Source organism: Streptomyces sp. NPDC002499, assembly GCF_053595415.1.
Map to the genome: position 1 here is coordinate 103998 of NZ_JBSFXO010000017.1, position 17106 is coordinate 121103.

A 17106-nucleotide genomic window follows, 5' to 3' on the forward strand; every position below is an offset into this window, starting at 1 on the left:
TTGCCACTTGATTACTGCTTTCCGACATCAGAAGACGTCGGCTGGGCTGACAGCTCCAAGCTAGAGCCGCTGAGCAGGGAGAATGAGATACGCTGGCGACTAGTGATGGTCAAAAAACGACACGATGCCGACCGGAGGATCCCGGAGATCTCCTTCGTCGCGCCCGCGGGCACCCCCGCCGGCGTCGAGGTACTGACCCTGGCCGACCTGCGCGACCGGGTCTCCGGCGAACGGCTCGCGGCCCCCCAGCGCCCGGACTTCCATCACCTGATCACCCTCACGGGCGGAACCCTCTGGCACACGGTCGACTTCACCTCGTACGCCCTCGAACCCGGTTCATGGCTATGGGTCCGTCCAGGCCAGGTCCAGCAGTGGGGCGACCTCACCCATGCCGAGGGCACGCTGATCCTGTTCCGCCAGGAGTTCCTCGACCCGGCCACCGCCGCCGGCGCCCGCACGGAAGACCCGCACGCGCCGGTCCTGCGTCGCCCTCTGCCCGAGGACGCTCAGTCGCTGCGACGGGCCGCCGACCATCTCGCCGCCGAGTTCCGGGCCCTCGGACGCCTTCCTCTGGAGATCCACACCGCTGCCCTGCGTCACCTGTTGGCCGTGCTCGTCCTGCGCCTGGCCCACCTCACCGCACCGGCCGGCAGCCCGGCCCCCGAACCCGACGCCACCTACCTGGGCTTTCGTGACGCGGTGGAAAGGGACTTCGCCCGCACCCGCCGGGTCGAGGACTACGCCGAAGCGCTCGGCTACTCGGCCCGCACCCTCGCGCGCGCCACCCTCGCGACAGCCGGCCTCGGCGCCAAGGAGTTCATCGACCGTCGCGTCGTCCTCGAAGCCAAGCGACTCCTGGCCCACAGCGATCACAGTGCCGCGCGCATCGCCGACCGCCTCGGTTTCTCCAGCGCCACCCACTTCAACAAGTACTTCCACCAGCGCACGGGCCAGACCCCGATCGCGTTCCGTGCCACGGTCCGCGGGCACGGCCCGAGTTGAGAACCGCCCACCCGGGCCGTATCCGTCCGCCGTTCAGCGAGCCGTGGTGCAGCTGCGCCCCGAGCGATGCGTGGGAGCACTTTCGGCCATAGATCTGACTCCCCGTCAGTTCTCGGTATTCTCCCCCGACCCCCACAGGCGAGGCGGCAACAGTGAGGCTCCGGCCCTGGACCAGGGCTTGTGAGCCGCAGTCTGCCGTCCCCTCATGCCTGAGGAAGTCATGACTCCCACTCCCCACCTCGCCGAACTCACCGCCCGAGTGGAGCGTCCCGCCCCCTTCCAGCCCGTCGCACGATCGGCTCTTCCGTACGCCGCAACCGCGACGGTGGACATCGTGGTTCCCGTCTACAACGAGGAACGCGCCCTGCCCGGGTGTCTGCGTACGCTCCACGCCCGTCTGTCCCGGGAGTTCCCGTTCCCCTGGCGTATCACCGTCGCCGACAACGCCAGCACCGATGCCACCCTGGCCACCGCCCGTCGTCTCGCGGACGAACTGCCCGGCGTCGGCGTCGTCCACCTGGACCGCAAGGGCCGCGGACTGGCCCTGCGTACCGTCTGGGGGGCCAGCGACGCCGACATCGTGGCCTACATGGACGTCGATCTGTCCACCGGCCTGGACGGACTGCTCCCGTTGATCGCGCCGCTGGCCAGCGGGCATTCGGACCTCGCGATCGGCTCCCGGCTGGCGCCCGGCTCGCGCACGGTGCGCGGCCCGCGCCGCGAATTCGTCTCCCGCTGTTACAACGGCATCATCCGGCTCACCCACGGGGTCCGCTTCACCGACGCGCAGTGCGGATTCAAGGCGGCACGGACGGAAGTCCTTCGGCCGCTGCTGGAAGTGACCAGCGACAGCGCGTGGTTCTTCGACACGGAGCTGCTCCTGCTCGCCGAACACAACGGGCTGCGGATCCATGAGGTCCCGGTCGACTGGGTCGAGGACGTCGACACCCGCGTGGACGTGGCGAGCACCGCAAGGGAGGACCTGCGGGGCCTGTGGCGCATGGCGCGGCTCAAGGCGTCCGGTGACGCCCGGGTCGAATTGGTGCCGCGTCCCGAGCCGGCCGCCGAACACCCGGACGCCGTCCTCGCACCCTCCACGGGGCGTGGTGCGCTGTCGTGGGAGGTCGGCTGTTTCGTCGCGATCGGCATCGTCTCCACGCTCGGACAGGCCCTGCTGTACTGGCTGTTGCGCGGTTGGTGGTCTCCGGCCGTCGCCAACCTGATCTCGCTGTTCATCCTCACCGTCCTCAACACCGAGGCGAACCGACGCCTCACCTTCCGGCACTCCACCGTCCCGCCCGCACGTGCGCACCTCGGTGCCGGAGGGCTGTTCGTGCTCGGCTACGTGGTCACCTCCGCGGCGGTGCTGTGGTTCAAGTGGCTCGACCCCGGTGCCTCACCGGCCGCGGAGACCGCGGTCCTCACCACGGCGTCCGTCGCGGTCACCTGCGTGCGCTTCGCCGTGCTGCGCCTGGCCGTCTTCGCCGACCCCCGTAGCCGTAGCCGTATCCGTTGATGAGAGCGAATCCCGACATGAGCAACCACGCGCACATCAGGCCCGCACCGCCGGCATCGGTACACGACGGGCCGCGTACGAGCGCGAGTACGTCCGTCCGCGCGCTCCCCGCCTGGGCGGCACCCGCGGCGCTCGGAGCCGTCCTCGTGCTGGCGGCCGTCCTGTACGGCTGGGCACTGGGCTCCCTGGGCTGGGGCAACAGCTACTACTCGGCGGCCGTGAAGTCGATGGGAAAGAACTGGACCAACTTCCTCTTCGGCTCCTTCGACCCGGCGGGCGTGATCACGGTCGACAAGCCGCCGGCCGCGCTGTGGCCGCAGGTGGTCAGCAGCAAGATCTTCGGGTTGCACGGCTGGGCGCTGATCCTGCCGCAGATGCTCGAAGGCGTGGCCGGGGTGCTGGTGCTGCATCGCACCGTGCGCCGCTGGGCGGGGGAGGCGGCCGCGCTGGTCGCGGCTCTGGTGCTCACGCTGACGCCGATCACCGTGGCCATCAACCGGGACAACAACCCGGACACGCTGCTGGTGCTCCTGCTGGTGTCGGCGGCGTACGCGCTCACCCGTGCGTTGCAGGCCGAGGGCCGGGCCGCGACCTGGTGGCTGTGCGCGAGCGGGTTTCTGATCGGGTGTGGGTTCCTCACCAAAATGCTCGCCGCCTGGATGGTCGTTCCCGCGTTCGCCGTCGCCTGGCTCGTGGGAGGAAGCGGCGCCTGGATACCGCGAGTGCGGCGTCTGTTGGGCGCGGGGGCCATCCTGGCGGCGTCCTCTCTGTGGTGGGTCGCCATGGTGGCCCTGTGGCCCGGCGACCGACCGTACATCGGCGGCAGCAAGGACGGCTCGGCCTGGGATCTGGTGATCGGCTACAACGGGCTGGGCCGGGTCTTCGGCTCCAGCGACGGAATGCCGCAGGGGATGGGCGGCGGGTCAGGCGGTGGATTCGCCGGTGGATTCGGCGGCCAAGCGGGCCTGACCCGTCTGTTCGCCGACCAAGTGGGCGGTCAGATCAGCTGGTTGCTGCCGGTCAGCGCGCTGGCTCTCGCGGTGGCGGTCGCCTGCGCGGCACTGCGCCGGCGTGGCAGGCTGTCCGACTCCATGGTGCTGCCCGCTTCCGGCTGGCTGCTGTGGGGGACGTGGCTGGTGGTCTGCGCGGCCGTGTTCTCGACCCAGAAGGGAATCTTCCACCCGTACTACACCACTCAACTGGCCCCGGCGATCGCCGCGTTGTGCGGCGGGCTGGTGGCCGCCCTCATGCGTGCCCACCGTGCCGGTCTGCGGTGGGCGCCTCAAGTGGGCGTCGCCGCGGTCGTGGTGAGCGTGGCCTGGGCCGTGGTGCTGGTCCGCCGCGAGCCCGACTGGAACGGCTGGCTGGTGTGGCCCGTACTGCTGGTCGGTTGTACGGCGGTCGTCCTGCTGGTGCTGTCACGGCGCCGTGGCCGACTGCTGACGGTCGCCGGCTGTGCCGCGGTCGCATCGGTTCTGGTGGCGCCGGGAGCGTGGGCGGTGACCGTACCCGGCTCGACCGGCATGGGGGGTTCCAACCCGACGGCCGGTCCGATGACGTTCGGAATGGGTGGTGGCGGTGGCATGCCCCGGCAGGGTTCGAACAGTGGAGACCTTCCCTCGGGCATGCCCTCCGGGATGCCGTCGAACATGCCGGGCTTCCCCGGCGGTGGCGCCCCTTCGGGACAGACCGGTGAACCCTCGACCGGCGGAATGCCGTCCGGCATGCCCACCGGAGGTGCGAACGGTATGCCCAGTGCGCCCGGGGGGTCGGGTTCGAACGGCAGCAGTGGTGCACCGTCCTTCCCGGGGGCCGGTTCGGGCGGGGCCCCTGCGGGGCGCGGTGGCTTCGGAGACGCGGGACTCACCGCCGATCAGCGCAAGATCCTCCAGTACGCCGTCAAGCAGTCGCCCGACGCCCGCATCAAGCTCGCCGTCGAAGGCGGTGCCATGTCCGCCAGCACGTTCATCCTGGGCACCGACGAGACCGTGATCGGCATGGGCGGCTTCACCAACAGCGACAACGCGCCGTCGGTGGCTCAGCTGGAGAAGTGGACCAAGAACGGCGAACTACGCTACATCCTGGGCTCCGACACGAGCGGCGGCGGCATGCCGGGCCTGGCCGGCGGATACACCAAGCAGCGCTCCGACTGGATCGCCGACCACTGCACCAAGGTTCCGGCGTCGGCATACGGCGGCACCACCGAAACGTCTTCACAGAACACCGCCGGCGGTGCGATGGGGCTCGGAGGAAGCACCGTGCTCTACGACTGTGCCGCCAAGTAGCAGACGCCCGAGCGACGTTCGCGATACGGCAGAACGGGGACCAGCAGACGCATGACCGAGCAGCCCACAGCCGCGCGACCGCGACGTCGGCTCCTCGTGGTCGAGGACGAACCCAGCATCCGCACCCTGCTGGAGGCAACGCTTCGCCTGACCGGATACGAGGTGAGCAGCGCCGATACCGGGCGGGCGGCCCTCCTGGAGATCCAACGCCTGGACCCTCATCTGGTGTTGCTGGATGTGATGCTGCCCGACCTGGACGGCTTCGAGGTGACCCGCAGGCTGCGGGCGGCAGGGAACGACTGTCCGATCCTGTTCCTGACCGCCCGCACCGGCACCGACGACCGCATCACCGGCCTCAGCGCGGGCGGGGACGACTACGTGGCCAAACCCTTCAGCATCGAGGAGGTACTGCTGCGCATCGAGGCCATCCTGCGGCGCACGACGCCGCCCACCGAATGGCAGGCGGTGGAGAGCGTTCTGCGCCATGCCGACCTCGAACTCGACGAGGGCGCCCACGAGGTGTACCGCGCGGGGCAGTACATCGCCCTGTCGCCAACCGAGTTCAAGCTTCTGGCCTACCTCCTGTCGAACGCGGGCCAGGTGCTGAGCAAGGTCCAGATCCTCGACCACGTCTGGGGTTTCGACTTCGCGGGCGACTCCCGGATCATCGAAACGTACGTGCGGTATCTGCGCAGGAAGATCGATTGTTTCGAACCCCCACTGATCCACACCGTGCGGGGCGTCGGCTACTGCCTGAGGCTTCCCCGCGACCAAGGGGGTACGGCGGACCAGTGACCCGGTACCTGCCCCGGCCGCCCAGGTCGGTGCGACGGCGACTCATCCTCGGCGCCACCCTGCTTGCCACCGCGGCAGTCCTGACCTCCCAGGTGATGGGCTATGCGCTGCTTCGCACCTGGCTGCTGGACCGTGTCGACGAGCAGCTCGTCGAGTTCCATCCACCGGCTCCCGCCTACGACGACGCGCTCAAGGACAAGCTCCCGGACCCGGGCGAACGACAGGACGTACTTCCCTCGGACTTCCGCATCTACTTCTACGACTCCTCCGGGCGCCGTCTCCACAATGCCCTGGGCTCCGAGACAAAGCCCGGACCCCGGTTGGCCGATCGCGCGAAGAACCTCGGGCTGCAGGACGGGCACCCCGATACCGTGCCCGCCGTCAGTGGTGACGGTCGTTGGCGGGTGCTGCTGAACCCCGGTCCGGACGGCATGAGCGCGGTGGTCGCTCTTCCGCTCGACACCGTCGACGGCGCCACATCGAAGCTCCTGTGGCTGGACGCCGTGCTGCTCGCGGTGACGATCCTCGCCCTGATCGCCCTGGGCCGGTGGGTGGTTCGGCTGGGACTCCTGCCCCTGACCAGAATGGAACGGACGGCTCAGGACATCACCGCGGGCCGCCTCGACCTGCGATTGGCGGACACCGATGCGCGGACCGAGGTCGGACGACTCGGACGCGTCCTGAACTCCATGCTCGACCGCCTGCAGAAGGCACTGCTGGCCCGCGAGGCTTCGGAAGCCCGCCTTCGCCGGTTCGTCGCCGACGCCGGGCACGAACTGCGCACTCCGCTCACCGCGATCCAGGGCTACGCCCAACTCGGCCTCCGCCCCGAACCGCGCTCGGGCCTCGAACGGGACGAGGCCAACCGGTTCATCGCGCAGAACGCTGAACGCATGAGCCTGCTCGTCGACGACCTCCAGCTGCTGGCGACCCTGGACAAAGAACCTTCCTACCGCAGGGAGCCGGTCGACCTGCTGTCCCTGGCGGCGGACGCCGTCAGTTCCGCCGCTGTCAACAGTCAGTCCCACCCCCTCACCCTCGGCCCGCTGCGAACTCCGGCTGATCCCACTGGAGATGAGGAACTCGACCTCGCGGAGACGGCCGGCGACCCGCACCGATTGCGCCAGATCTTGGAGAACCTGCTGTCCAACGCCCGTACCCACACCCCGCCGGGGACGCGCGTTCAGGTTCGCGTCGGCACCACCGAGGCGGGTCCCGGAACCGGAGGCACGGACCGACCCGGACGTACGGCTGTTTCGCCGCCGCTGCCAGAAGGCCTGCCGATCAGCGTGATCGAGGTGGCGGACGAGGGGCCCGGCCTCGAACCCGTCGATGCCGAGCTCGTCTTCGAGCGCTTCTACCGCGCCGACCCTGCCCGCTCCCGCATCCACGGCGGCAGCGGCCTCGGCCTGGCCATCGCCGCGACCATCGCCGAGGGCCACTGCGGCCGCCTCGAACTCGACGCCGTCCCTGGCCACGGCTGCACCTTCCGCCTGGTCCTTCCCGCGGCCGACTCGGGTCAGGAACCCCGCTGATCCCTCGCGGTGACGGGGTCGACCGGTCCCGTTCGTCGTCAGTGATCATCATGTCGGGGTCGAACATGACGATGGTGCTGGCGAACAGGAGGACGGCGAGTGGGCCGGCGAGCATGACCATGAGGACGGTCATGCCGATGTAGTGCATGCCGGTCACCGCCACTCCCATGATCAGACTCGCGCCCACGCTGGACCACAGGGCGTGCTCGGCGCCACCGCGACTCCGGTGGTCGTGGCCCACCAGCTCGCCGAGAGCGGTGAGGGGGTTTAGCCCATGGTTCGCCCGGCGAGGGCCGGGATATTGGGCATGTGCGGGCGGTGCAGCGGGCGGCTCATATCATGACGGCGCTGACTGAGCATCCGTACCCGTTGGGGACAGTGGAGTTGGCGAAGTTCGTGGGGCTGTCTCCGGGCAGTGTTCACCGGTTGCTGGTGACGCTGGTCAGTGTGGGGTGGGTGGAGCGAACTCGCGGACCAGTAAGTACCGGCTCAGGATGCGGAGTTGGTGCAGCAGTCGGTGGCGCGTGAGATGTCCGACCGGTTCGAGCAGCGGCGTGATCGGTCGCCCGCAAACCTCCGCGACCGTGTACCCCAGCAGCTCGCCGGCCGCGCCCCGCTCGCTCAGGTTCGCCATGGGCCACCTCACCTGCGGCAGACGCCGCAGCATCCCTTCAAGTATGTATCGGTGGCCGCGAGGCCCGCCAACGAACCGCACCTGTGCCCCACACGTCGAGGGGCACGAGGGTTCCGCGCCCCAAGATTCCCCGTTGTCTCGCAGAGTAGAACAGTGGTCGCGACTATGAGGACAGGTTCGCGTTTTGGGGGTATCGTCATCGCTCGCACCAGCAGTCTGAGCGGACACTGTGGGCGCAACGCCGCTCCCTGGGCGTCTGCCGCCGGCCGTGCTCGCCATACCTCCGCGTGGAGATATCCCATGCAAGAAGGCTTCTACCTGCAGCCAGCGCAGGAAAACTCAGGACCGAAACACTCATCCGGCGGGCACGGCGTTCCTCGCAAAAGGCGGCACCTGGAGACCAGATACCTAGCTCCCAACATCGCACTCCTCGCGATTGAGATCATTTTTGGTACGTCCAGGAGTCTGTCGAGTATCCGCGCTTTCGGTACATCGGGCATTCCCTTGGGGATCCTCCTGTGTCTGGCGCAGGTGGCGACCCTTCTGGCCACCCTGCATCACCTGGACAGAAGAAGCAGACGCGAGGAATCGACATGGTGAACAGTCTGGATTTCGTTCTGGCGGCAGACCTTCGGGAAAACTCTCCCATCATAGTCGTCTTTCTGTTGTTCATCGCGATCGTCCTTTTCCTTTCGGTCTTTTCTGGTCTTGATGCTGATACTCCCAAGGAATTTTATGTCGGAGGTGGAAAACGCTCGCCGCTCGTGGGTGGACTGGCGATAGCAGGAAGTTTCGTGTCGGCGCCGTTGCTGCTGAACAGCACCGCGACGGTGGCAACGTTCGGGTTCGACGGAATGATGGATGCCACGAACGTCCTTCTGTCCTTCGGGCTGCTCATCGTGCTGGCCAGGCCCATCCGGCTGCGTAACGCCCAGACTCTCGGAGACATCTTCTCGGTTCAGGCCCCGGGGCCCGCACCGCGAATTGCTGCGGCCGTGACCACGCTGGCCATCGCCGGCCCCTTTCTGGTCGTGCAGCTCATCGCGGCGGGCAGCGTGACCGCGGACCTGCTCGGGTTCGCGGGCACGGGAGCGCAGCAGGTCTGCATTGTGGTCATCGGTGGCTTGATGGTGACCTGTGTGATGTTGAGCGGCATCAAGGGACTCACAGCCGTACAGGTACTCGCCGCAGTCGTGGTTCTCCTGGCCATGGCAGTCACCGCTCTCGCGGTGGTCGCCAAGTTCCACGGGAACCTCGGGTCTCTCCTTTCGCAGGCCGACTCCGGCAGCGCCAAGCCCGGTAGCTATTTCAGCTCGGGCACGATGAACGGGACGGGAACGTCGGCGCATCTCAATTGGCTTGGGGAGCGATTCATCCTCATCCTGGGCAGCGCATGTATGCCGCATGTCATAGTCAGAATTCACGGTGCAAAAGATCCTGCTGCCGCGCGACGCTCAGTCAAGTACGCGACGTTTCTCATCGCCCTGTTCTCCGTGGCCATCGTCATTGTCGGCATGGGGGCTTCCGCCCTGGTGGGTACAGGAAGGATCGCGTCCGGGAACGGAGAGGGAGACGGTGCCCTGATGCTCCTGGCGCACAACTTGGACGGTGGGCGCACGCTGTTCACCGCGGTCGCCTGCGCGGTTTTCCTCAGTGTGCTTGCTGTCGTCGGTGGAAGTACGGTCGCCGCGGCCGGTGCGATCGCCAAGGACATCTACGGCAATGTCGGGAAAGACGACGAGGGGCATTCCGGGAAGGAAATACTGGCGGCTCGCGCCAGCGTCTTCGCCTTCGGCACCGCTGGAATTGTGATCGCCGTGATGTGGCAGGGGCACTCTGCGGTATTTCTGGGCGCGGTCAGTGCCGCGATAGCCGCATCTGCCGTGGCTCCAGCTCTTCTGTACAGCTTCTTCTGGAAGGGTTACAACCGCACCGGGCTGCTGTGGACCCTGTACGGAGGGACAGGTCTCACGGTGTTCCTGTACATGATGTCGCCCTCGTTTTCCGGAATCCCCGCAGCGCTCTTCCCCGGTGTCGATTTCACACGGCTCGACCAGATCGGTCCGGCCCTCATCGCCGTTCCCGGCAGCTTCTTCCTGGGGTGGGTTTCCAGCGTGGCGGGACGCCGTCGCAGTGCCGGTCGCTCGGAGGCAGCGTCCATGCAGCCTATTTCCTGAACGGCATGTCCATCATTCGCGCGAGCGGAGGCTGAGAGCGTCGGAGTGTCGCTCTCACCCTCCGACGACGGTCAGGCGGTCAGTGATCTTCCCGGCCGTGGCCAGCACCTTCTGAGCCAGCTCTGCCTCCGCCTCGGGAAACACCCTGGAGGCGAGCGCGGCGACGCTCACGGCGGCGACCACTCGCTGTTCGGCGTCACGGATCGGTGCCGCCACGCCTGTCACATCGGGGTCGAACTCACCGCGGGTGACGGAATACCCGGCGCGACGGATGTGCGCGAGCCGGTCCATGAGGGTGTCCACGTCGGTGAGTGTGGCCGGTGTGAAGCGCCTCAGCTCGGCTGCTTCCAGCAGTCGGCGCGCCTCGTCCTGCGGGATCCAGGCCAGCAGGACGAGCGCGGAGGCGCCGGCGTTGAGCGGGAGCGTGCTGCCACGCTCGTAGGAGATGCGTACTGCCCGTGTGGCGGCCTCCGCACGGTCGACGCAGACGACCAGTTCCCCGGAACGACGGGTCAACAGCACCGTCTCGGACACGTCCGCGGACAGTTCGGTCATCACTGGAACGGCGATGTCGGAGAGTCCGTAGCTGCGCCGGGCCAGCCGGCCGATCTCCAGGACACGCAGCCCGAGCCGGAAGCCGCCACCCGGTGCCTCCTCGAGGAACCTGCTGCTCACCAGGGACTGTAGGTATCGGTAGGCGGTCGAACGGGCGACGCCCATGCGCTCGGCGACGGCGCTGCCGGAGATGACGAGGTGGGTGTCGTCGAACATCATCAGGATGTCCAGGGCCCGGTCGGCCGTGGAGTTGCGTTCGCGATAGCTGGGGGACGCTGATCCTGACATAGGGGACACCTTAGCGTGCAGGCGTCTCCAGCCCGCTTTGGAGCCCGTAAGAGGATCTTGTTGAACGGTCCTGGTCGGGTGTGACTGGTGTGACGGTCTGACAGTTCGGGTGCGTCCGACGACTCGGCCGTGGATCGTGGACGACGTTAGGAGGCGGGCTCAGGTCGATTGAGCCGTTCCCGGCTATCGCGGCCCGGACGGTTCGGTCGGTCGATTCGGTAGAGCGTCGGCGTTCTTGGCGGCGACTGCCGCGACGGTTGCCAGGTCTTCGCCCGAGAAGCCGGCGCGGCTCAGCACCGCCAGGGATTTGTTCGTCGCCAGCGTGCACAACGCCAGTTCTGCCGCCTGCTGTTCGCCGGCCCCCGCCGCCAGCAATGCCTGCTCCAGCATCGCCCGCAAACCGTCGATCATGGCACGGACCATCGCCTGGCCCTCCGCGTCGAGCGCCGGGATCTGCGTTGCCGACACCGTGAGCAGGCAGCCGTCCGGGACCGTCGGGTCGGCGATGCGGTTCAGGGCGACTTGCAGGTAGGCGGCCACAACGGCGCTCGGGCTCGAGTGAGGGCCGGACAGCGCCTGCTCGTACTGCGGGTGGTAGGTCTGCGCGTACCGTTGGAGGCTTTTGCGGAAGAGGGCGCTCTTGTCGCCGAAGGTGCCGTAGAGCGAGCCCCGGCCCAGGCCCGTGCCCTCGGTCAGGCGATCGATCGAGGCCTCCGAATAACCCCAGCGCCAGAAGACGTGCATCGCACGTCGTAGCGCCTCGTCCACGTCGAACTGCTTGCGGCCTGCCATGGTCCTTCACTCTACACATCTTGTACCGATCGTTCAAAGATGGGTATGGTCCCTGGCATGACCAACTTGAGTTCGCTGCGACTGCCCGACGGATTCCTCGACGTCTTCACCAGCCGGCACGTGGAGCTGAACGGACTGCGGCTGCACGCGGTCACCGGTGGGGACGGCCCGGCGCTGCTGCTGGTCGGCGGATGGCCCCAGACCTGGTACGCCTGGCGGGAGGTGATGCCCGCGCTCGCCCGCCGGCACACCGTCGTCGCCGTCGACTCGCGCGGGGCCGGGCTCTCCGACAAGCCCGACGACGGGTACGACGCCGGCACGCTGGCCGCCGATCTGGTCGCGTTGATGGCCGCGCTCGGGCACGACCGGTTCGACGTGGTCGGCCACGACATCGGTACGTGGACCTCGTACGCCCTCGCCGCCGATCACCCCGAGCGGGTGGGCCGGCTCGCCATCGTCGAAGCGGTGATCCCCGGTCTCACGCCGTCCCCGCCGTTCTTCGGCCCGGCCGCGGCCAACCTGAGGCTCTGGCAGTTCGGCTTCAACCGGCTCACCGACCTCAACGAGGAACTGGTCCGGGGACGGGAACGGCTCTTCTTCGGCTGGCAGTTCGCCACCAAGGCCGCCACACCGACCGCGATCCCCGCGTACGCCGTCGACGCCTACGTCGACGCGATCACCGCGGATCCCCGCGCGCTGCGGGCGAGCTTCGCGTACTACCGGGCGCTGGACGAGACGATCGCGCAGAACGAGCAGCGCGGCAGGACCCGGCTGACCCTGCCGGTGCTCGCCGTCGGCGGCGCGCTGTGGAGCGGCGAGAGTGCCGCCCAGACGATGCGGCTGGCCGCCGACGACGTCACGGGCGTCGTCCTCGACGACTGCGGCCACTACCCGGCCGAGGAGCGGCCGGAGCAGTTTGTCGAGCTCCTGGAGGACTTCCTCGCGGCCAACCGGTAACAGGCACGCCGCGAACTCTCAGGTCAAACCCGGTCCTTGACGACGGTGTTGCGCAGCTCGCCCACGCTCTCGACGAACGTGACCAGCTCCTGTCCGGGTCGCAGGAACACCTTGGGGTCGCGTCCTGCCCCTACTCCGCCCGGTGTGCCGGTGGCTATCAGATCACCGGGCTCCAGAGTGATGATGGTGCTGACATAGGCGATGATCGCGGCAACGTCGAAGAGCAGGTCGGACGTATTGGACTTCTGCATGGTGTGGCCGTCCACGCTGCATCCGATGGTCAACCCCGAGGCACCCGGGGGGAGTTCGTCCGGAGTCACGAGCGCCGGACCGACCGGGGTCGTCGCCTCGAACGTCTTCCCGGAGAGGAACTCCCGGGTGCGATGCTGCCAATCCCGTACGGTCACGTCGTTGACGACGGTGTAGCCGCCCACGTAGGCGAGCGCATCGTCCCTGGTGACGTGCCTGGCTCGCCGGCCGATCACGACACCGAGCTCCGCCTCCCAGTCGAGGTCGTCGCTGACGGACGGCATGTGGACATCGTCGTGGGCACCGACCAACGACCCGTCGTACTTGGCGAAGAGTGTGGGGTGCGTCGGAGTGGGGCGGCCCATCTCCTTGATGTGCGTGGCGTAGTTCAGGCCCAGGCACACGATCTTGTTGGGATGCGGGACGACGGGAGCGAAGGACGCCCCTTCCAGTGGCATCCGCTTGCCGTCGGCCGCTGCGGCGCGATGGTGCCAGTCCTCACCGCTCGCCAGCAGGGCTCCGATGTCCTCGTACGGCAGCAGGACCAGTTCGTCGCCGTCGTGGCGGGCAGCAGCAGTAAGCAGCACGTCGGAATCGGGAGAGGGCAGACGGACCGTACTCAGTTTCATGACAGTTCTCCTGAGGGAGGGGACGAAGCGGCGGTGAGGGTCTGCGCCGCAGTCGAAGTCGCAGGCGTTTCAACGAGATTGGAGGGGGCTGGAAAAACGAAGCGCTCCAGGTGCAGCGCAACGCGTTCGGCGTCGTCGGCGTCGAAGACCGCGGCCACCAGCCGGTCCGGCCGGACCAGGATGAAGTGTTCGCTGAACTCGGCGAACAGGGCATCGGCGAGGCCGTCCGCAGCGACGATTCTGATGCGCCCGGGGTGGTCCCTCGGCGCACGGCCGTCGACGGCCACGTCCGCGCGCCGATCCGCCGGCAGCCTCGCTTCCTCGACGGTTGCCCAGTCGTCCTCCGACACACCTATTCCGAGCAGGCTCCAGCCGGGACCGAGGACATCGTCGAGCCGAGCGATCCGGCGTGCGGTGCCGTGCAGGACCTGAGCCCGGGGCAGTTCCGTACCCACCAGCGGATCGGTGTGATCGCGCAGCGATGGGACGAAAGCGCCGGTCGGGAGAGGTGCATCCGGGCGGTAGCGCGTCTTTCCGAAGCAGCGTCGTCCCCAAGAGGTTCGTAAGGCCGTACGCACGCACAGGTCGCGCAAGCGGGCGCGTGCCGTGCCGGTGGTCATCACGATGCCGCCGAGCCGGGCGGATCGCTCGACCGCAGCCCGTAGGTACGGCCTGCGTTCCGCGTCGTAGGTGTCCAGCAGCGGGTCTCCACCACGCCCTGTCAGCACCTCGGCCAGCTTCCAGTACAGGTTGGCGGCGTCCTGGAGTCCGGAGCCGAGTCCCTGGCCGGCGAAGGACGGCATCAGGTGCGCGGCATCGCCGAGCAGGAAGCAGCGTCCTTCACGCAGTCGGTCTGCGAGCAGTGCGTGAGAAGTGGACACCACGACACGGTCCACTTGGGCGACCGTGATCTCGCGGTACGGGCGCAGCAGTTCGCGCACCAGAGTGAAGGGCGGAGACGACCCGGGAGCGCATTCTCCGCGCGGCAGCCGGAACTCGTACCGGCACCGGCCGCCGCTGCCCGGCACCACGACGGCGGGGTGGCGCGGGTCTTCGTGATGCATGGCGTAGAGCTGGTCGCCGGGGTCGTCGAGCGTGTCGACCACCAGCCGGACGTCGGGAAAGCTGTGGCCCTGCATGGGGATTCCCAGAAGCTCACGCACCGTGCTCCGGCTACCGTCGCAGCCCAGGACATACGGCACGTCGAGGGCTGTCGCAGCTTCCCCGCCGAGGGCCGGTCCGAGCCAGGCGCAGACATGGTCGGCGTACTGCTGCAGGGAGAACAAGCGGGTGCCGAAACGGGTATCGACGGTGGGAAGCCGTACCAGTTCGGCGAGGAGCACGCGTTCCAGGTGGATCGCCACGTCCACGCCGGCGCGCCGCAACATGCGCAGGCACTCGGCGTCGAGGTCGGTCGCCCTGGCGTCGTCGCCGACGTCCGTGTTCCGCTCGACGAGCAGAACGCGGACGCCGGCAGAACCCAGGAGATGCGCCGCGGCGAGTCCGACGGGTCCCGCCCCGACGACAAGGACCTGCGGCTGCGCTCCGGGATCTCGGAGCCCGCGACGTCCCGAGGACGCCACCGTCACTGAACCGGCTGGTAGGCGGCGCCACCGTCGGCGAGAAGGCGCTCGGCTTCGGCGAGCACGGCGGCGGGATCCTGGTCGAGATCGATGGTCTTGCGGAACGGCTGACGCACGTCGCGGTCGATCCGCAGATAGACCTCGTTGCGGTTGCCCTCGGGATCGAAGAAGTAGATGCCGATGGCGTTGCCGTGCGTGACCTCCTGTTGCACCTCGATGCCTTCGGCACGGAACCGATGGTGGAAGTCGATGATCGTCTCCAGCGAGTCGACCCGCCACGACACCTGGTGGGTCAGCTTGGACCCCGGCGGTGCGGTCCGGCCCCGCTGGAGCACGAACTCGTGGTGCTCCTCGTCGGGCCGCGAGGAGAAGAACACGATGCCGAGCTCCGTGTCCTCGTCGGTCACGGTCAACCCCATGACACGGGTGTAGAAGTCACGCATCGTCTCCAGGTCGTCCACCCAGAAACCGGTGTGTCCCAGGCCGGTGATAGCCATGGACTTCTCCTTTCAGAACATGAAACGCGCAGTGCGGTAGGCAGGTCAGTTCGCGTCGCCGCGGGCGGCCACGGCCTGATCGAGGGTGGTCTGGTCGGCCCAGTTGCCGTGGAAGCCGTAGGGCACGCGGCTGGGCAGTTTCACCCGGGCCAGCGGGATCCGTCGCAGGTCGGCGGCATCGTGGATGAGGAGTTCGCTCAGGCCGGTCTCGCGGTTCCACCACAGGGTGAGGAGGTAGCCGTCGTCCTCGGCGGTGGCGTTCTCGCGGGCGACGAAGACCGGCTCGCCGGGGTTGGTGAGGTGGTCCGGTCCTTCGACGACCGTGGTGCAGTCGCGCAGGTGGTCGTGTTTGGCGAGACCGTCGCTCATGGTGTCGTCGGCCAGGTAGCGGGTGGTGACGAAGTATCCGTAGCGGTGGGGGCGGCCGGTGTAGGCGTCGTTGATCCTCGGGAACTCTCCGGCGACGCCGCCGACCATCTCCTCCGTCGCCCGGCCGGTCGCCAGGTCCACGCGCCAGCGGTGGGGGAGCGAGGGCGGGAACCAGGAGTGGGACGTCACCGGAGTCTCCAGCCGGTCGGCCGGCGTGCCCAGGCGGGTGATGCGGTGCCCGTCGATGACGACGTGGCCGTTCTCCTCGTAGGCGTTGTAGAAATGGGAGTTGGCCCACTGGCCGCCCACCTCGTGCCAACTGACGGCGTGTGTGCGCCTGTTCATGAGCACGATCTGCACGCCGTGCGGCAGTGACGCCTCGTCCCAGACCACGCCCGGCTCGCCCCGCATGATGTGGTCGAGGCGGAACTGGGCCGGTGTGACGAAGAAGATCGCGTAGTTGTCGCTGACGGCGAAGTCGTGCATCAGCACCGGCACCTTGATGTCGAAGCTGTGGCTGTCGACTACGTGCCCGGTCTTCACGTCCGCCCGGTACCAAGTGATGGTCGGTCCGGTGGCGGCGAAGAAGAGCATGTCGCCGCTATCGGGGTCGATCTTGTAGTGGGCGGTGCACAGGACGTCGATGCCACCGTGGAAGTCGTGGGTGCCGTACGTCTCCAGGGTCTCGGGGTGCATCGAGTACGGCAGGCCGCCTTCGAAGTAGACCAGCAGGTGGTCGTCGAAGATGCCGACGTTGGTGTTGGCGACATTCTTCGCGGGTGGCGCGCCCTGGGGGAGGGGCGCCGTACTCCCGCCGTTGGCGAAGCCGCCGTAGACCGCCTCGCCCTGCTCGACCTCGAACTTCATGGAGTCCGTCAGCACCCAGCGGGTGCGGTAGGCGGCGCGCCCGTCGCGCAGGTAGATCCCGCAGACCATGCCGTCGCCCTCCCACCAGTGGTAGCGGTCGGGATCGCGCGGTGTGAAGCGGGGGTTGGAGGAGATGCGGAACAGCGCCCCGGCGAGGTCGCCCGGGATCTCGCCGTCCACGTCCAGGTCGTACGCGCTGCTCTCCTCCGTCCAGGGGGTGAACGGGCCTTCCAGGAACTTGTTGCCGGGCGCCCAGTCGGCGGCGTCTTGGCGGAGCCGTGGAGTCGGCGGGTGTGCGGTGGGGCGCGGCGCGATCGTCATGGGATCGGGCAGGGACGGGCCCGGCCGCGAGGGAGGTGTCATCGGGATGCTCCAG

The 17106-nt window shown here is 68.2% G+C and carries 15 protein-coding genes; 8 read left to right on the top strand and 7 right to left on the bottom strand.

Annotated elements, in window-relative coordinates; genetic code table 11:
• The first annotated feature begins 105 nt into the window (after positions 1–105).
• From ACWD5F_RS40815 to ACWD5F_RS40840, 6 genes are all read left to right on the top strand, one after another.
• Entirely contained in the window at positions 106–1002 is an 897-nt protein-coding gene (locus ACWD5F_RS40815) for a helix-turn-helix domain-containing protein (RefSeq protein ID WP_451261262.1), read from the top strand.
• Between the two features lie 220 nt (positions 1003–1222).
• Positions 1223–2518 carry a glycosyltransferase gene (locus ACWD5F_RS40820; RefSeq protein WP_451261263.1) on the top strand — a complete coding sequence of 432 codons (1296 nt, stop codon included), beginning with the start codon at positions 1223–1225 and terminating at the stop codon, positions 2516–2518.
• Positions 2519–2535: 17 nt separating this feature from the next.
• Positions 2536–4803 (top strand): ArnT family glycosyltransferase, encoded by a 2268-nt coding sequence (locus ACWD5F_RS40825; RefSeq protein WP_451261264.1) that lies wholly within the window; start codon positions 2536–2538, stop codon positions 4801–4803.
• Positions 4804–4854: 51 nt separating this feature from the next.
• Entirely contained in the window at positions 4855–5598 is a 744-nt protein-coding gene (locus ACWD5F_RS40830; protein WP_451261265.1) for a response regulator transcription factor, read from the top strand.
• Complete coding sequence (locus ACWD5F_RS40835; protein ID WP_451261266.1) at positions 5595–7133, top strand: sensor histidine kinase; 1539 nt, start codon at positions 5595–5597, stop codon at positions 7131–7133. Before ACWD5F_RS40830 ends, ACWD5F_RS40835 begins: the two co-directional genes overlap by 4 nt.
• Positions 7134–7472: 339 nt before the next feature.
• Positions 7473–7661, top strand: coding sequence for a helix-turn-helix domain-containing protein (locus tag ACWD5F_RS40840; RefSeq protein WP_451261267.1), 189 nt, complete (start codon positions 7473–7475; stop codon positions 7659–7661).
• Here the strand turns inward: ACWD5F_RS40840 and ACWD5F_RS40845 are convergent.
• On the bottom strand, positions 7576–7767 hold the full coding sequence (locus tag ACWD5F_RS40845; protein ID WP_451261416.1) for a hypothetical protein: 192 nt from the start codon (positions 7765–7767) through the stop codon (positions 7576–7578). The two genes, ACWD5F_RS40840 and ACWD5F_RS40845, sit on opposite strands and share 86 nt — an antisense overlap.
• Positions 7768–8360: 593 nt before the next feature.
• Between ACWD5F_RS40845 and ACWD5F_RS40850 the strand changes: the two genes are divergently transcribed.
• The gene (locus tag ACWD5F_RS40850) at positions 8361–9944 is read left to right on the top strand and encodes a sodium:solute symporter family transporter (RefSeq protein WP_451261268.1); all 1584 of its coding nucleotides are present in this window, start codon (positions 8361–8363) and stop codon (positions 9942–9944) included.
• Between the two features lie 54 nt (positions 9945–9998).
• Here ACWD5F_RS40850 and ACWD5F_RS40855 read toward each other — a convergent pair whose 3' ends face one another.
• Both ACWD5F_RS40855 and ACWD5F_RS40860 read right to left on the bottom strand, forming a co-directional pair.
• A complete protein-coding gene (locus ACWD5F_RS40855) occupies positions 9999–10787 on the bottom strand; it encodes an IclR family transcriptional regulator (RefSeq protein WP_451261269.1) in 789 nt (262 codons plus the stop codon).
• 183 nt (positions 10788–10970) lie between these two features.
• On the bottom strand, positions 10971–11579 hold the full coding sequence (locus ACWD5F_RS40860) for a TetR/AcrR family transcriptional regulator (protein WP_451261270.1): 609 nt from the start codon (positions 11577–11579) through the stop codon (positions 10971–10973).
• Between the two features lie 57 nt (positions 11580–11636).
• Here ACWD5F_RS40860 and ACWD5F_RS40865 point away from each other — a divergent pair, with 57 nt between their 5' ends.
• A complete protein-coding gene (locus ACWD5F_RS40865; RefSeq protein WP_451261271.1) occupies positions 11637–12536 on the top strand; it encodes an alpha/beta fold hydrolase in 900 nt (299 codons plus the stop codon).
• A gap of 23 nt (positions 12537–12559) precedes the next feature.
• Here ACWD5F_RS40865 and ACWD5F_RS40870 read toward each other — a convergent pair whose 3' ends face one another.
• From ACWD5F_RS40870 to ACWD5F_RS40885, 4 genes are read right to left on the bottom strand one after another with little or no spacing between them, the layout of a single operon-like run.
• Positions 12560–13414, bottom strand: a complete 855-nt coding sequence (locus ACWD5F_RS40870; RefSeq protein WP_451261272.1) for a fumarylacetoacetate hydrolase family protein — start codon at positions 13412–13414, stop codon at positions 12560–12562.
• Positions 13411–15003 (bottom strand): FAD-dependent monooxygenase, encoded by a 1593-nt coding sequence (locus tag ACWD5F_RS40875; RefSeq protein WP_451261273.1) that lies wholly within the window; start codon positions 15001–15003, stop codon positions 13411–13413. Before ACWD5F_RS40875 ends, ACWD5F_RS40870 begins: the two co-directional genes overlap by 4 nt.
• Positions 15000–15494 carry a VOC family protein gene (locus tag ACWD5F_RS40880; protein ID WP_451261274.1) on the bottom strand — a complete coding sequence of 165 codons (495 nt, stop codon included), beginning with the start codon at positions 15492–15494 and terminating at the stop codon, positions 15000–15002. Before ACWD5F_RS40880 ends, ACWD5F_RS40875 begins: the two co-directional genes overlap by 4 nt.
• 45 nt (positions 15495–15539) lie before the next feature.
• Complete coding sequence (locus ACWD5F_RS40885; RefSeq protein ID WP_451261275.1) at positions 15540–17093, bottom strand: carotenoid oxygenase family protein; 1554 nt, start codon at positions 17091–17093, stop codon at positions 15540–15542.
• Between the last annotated feature and the right edge of the window lie 13 nt (positions 17094–17106).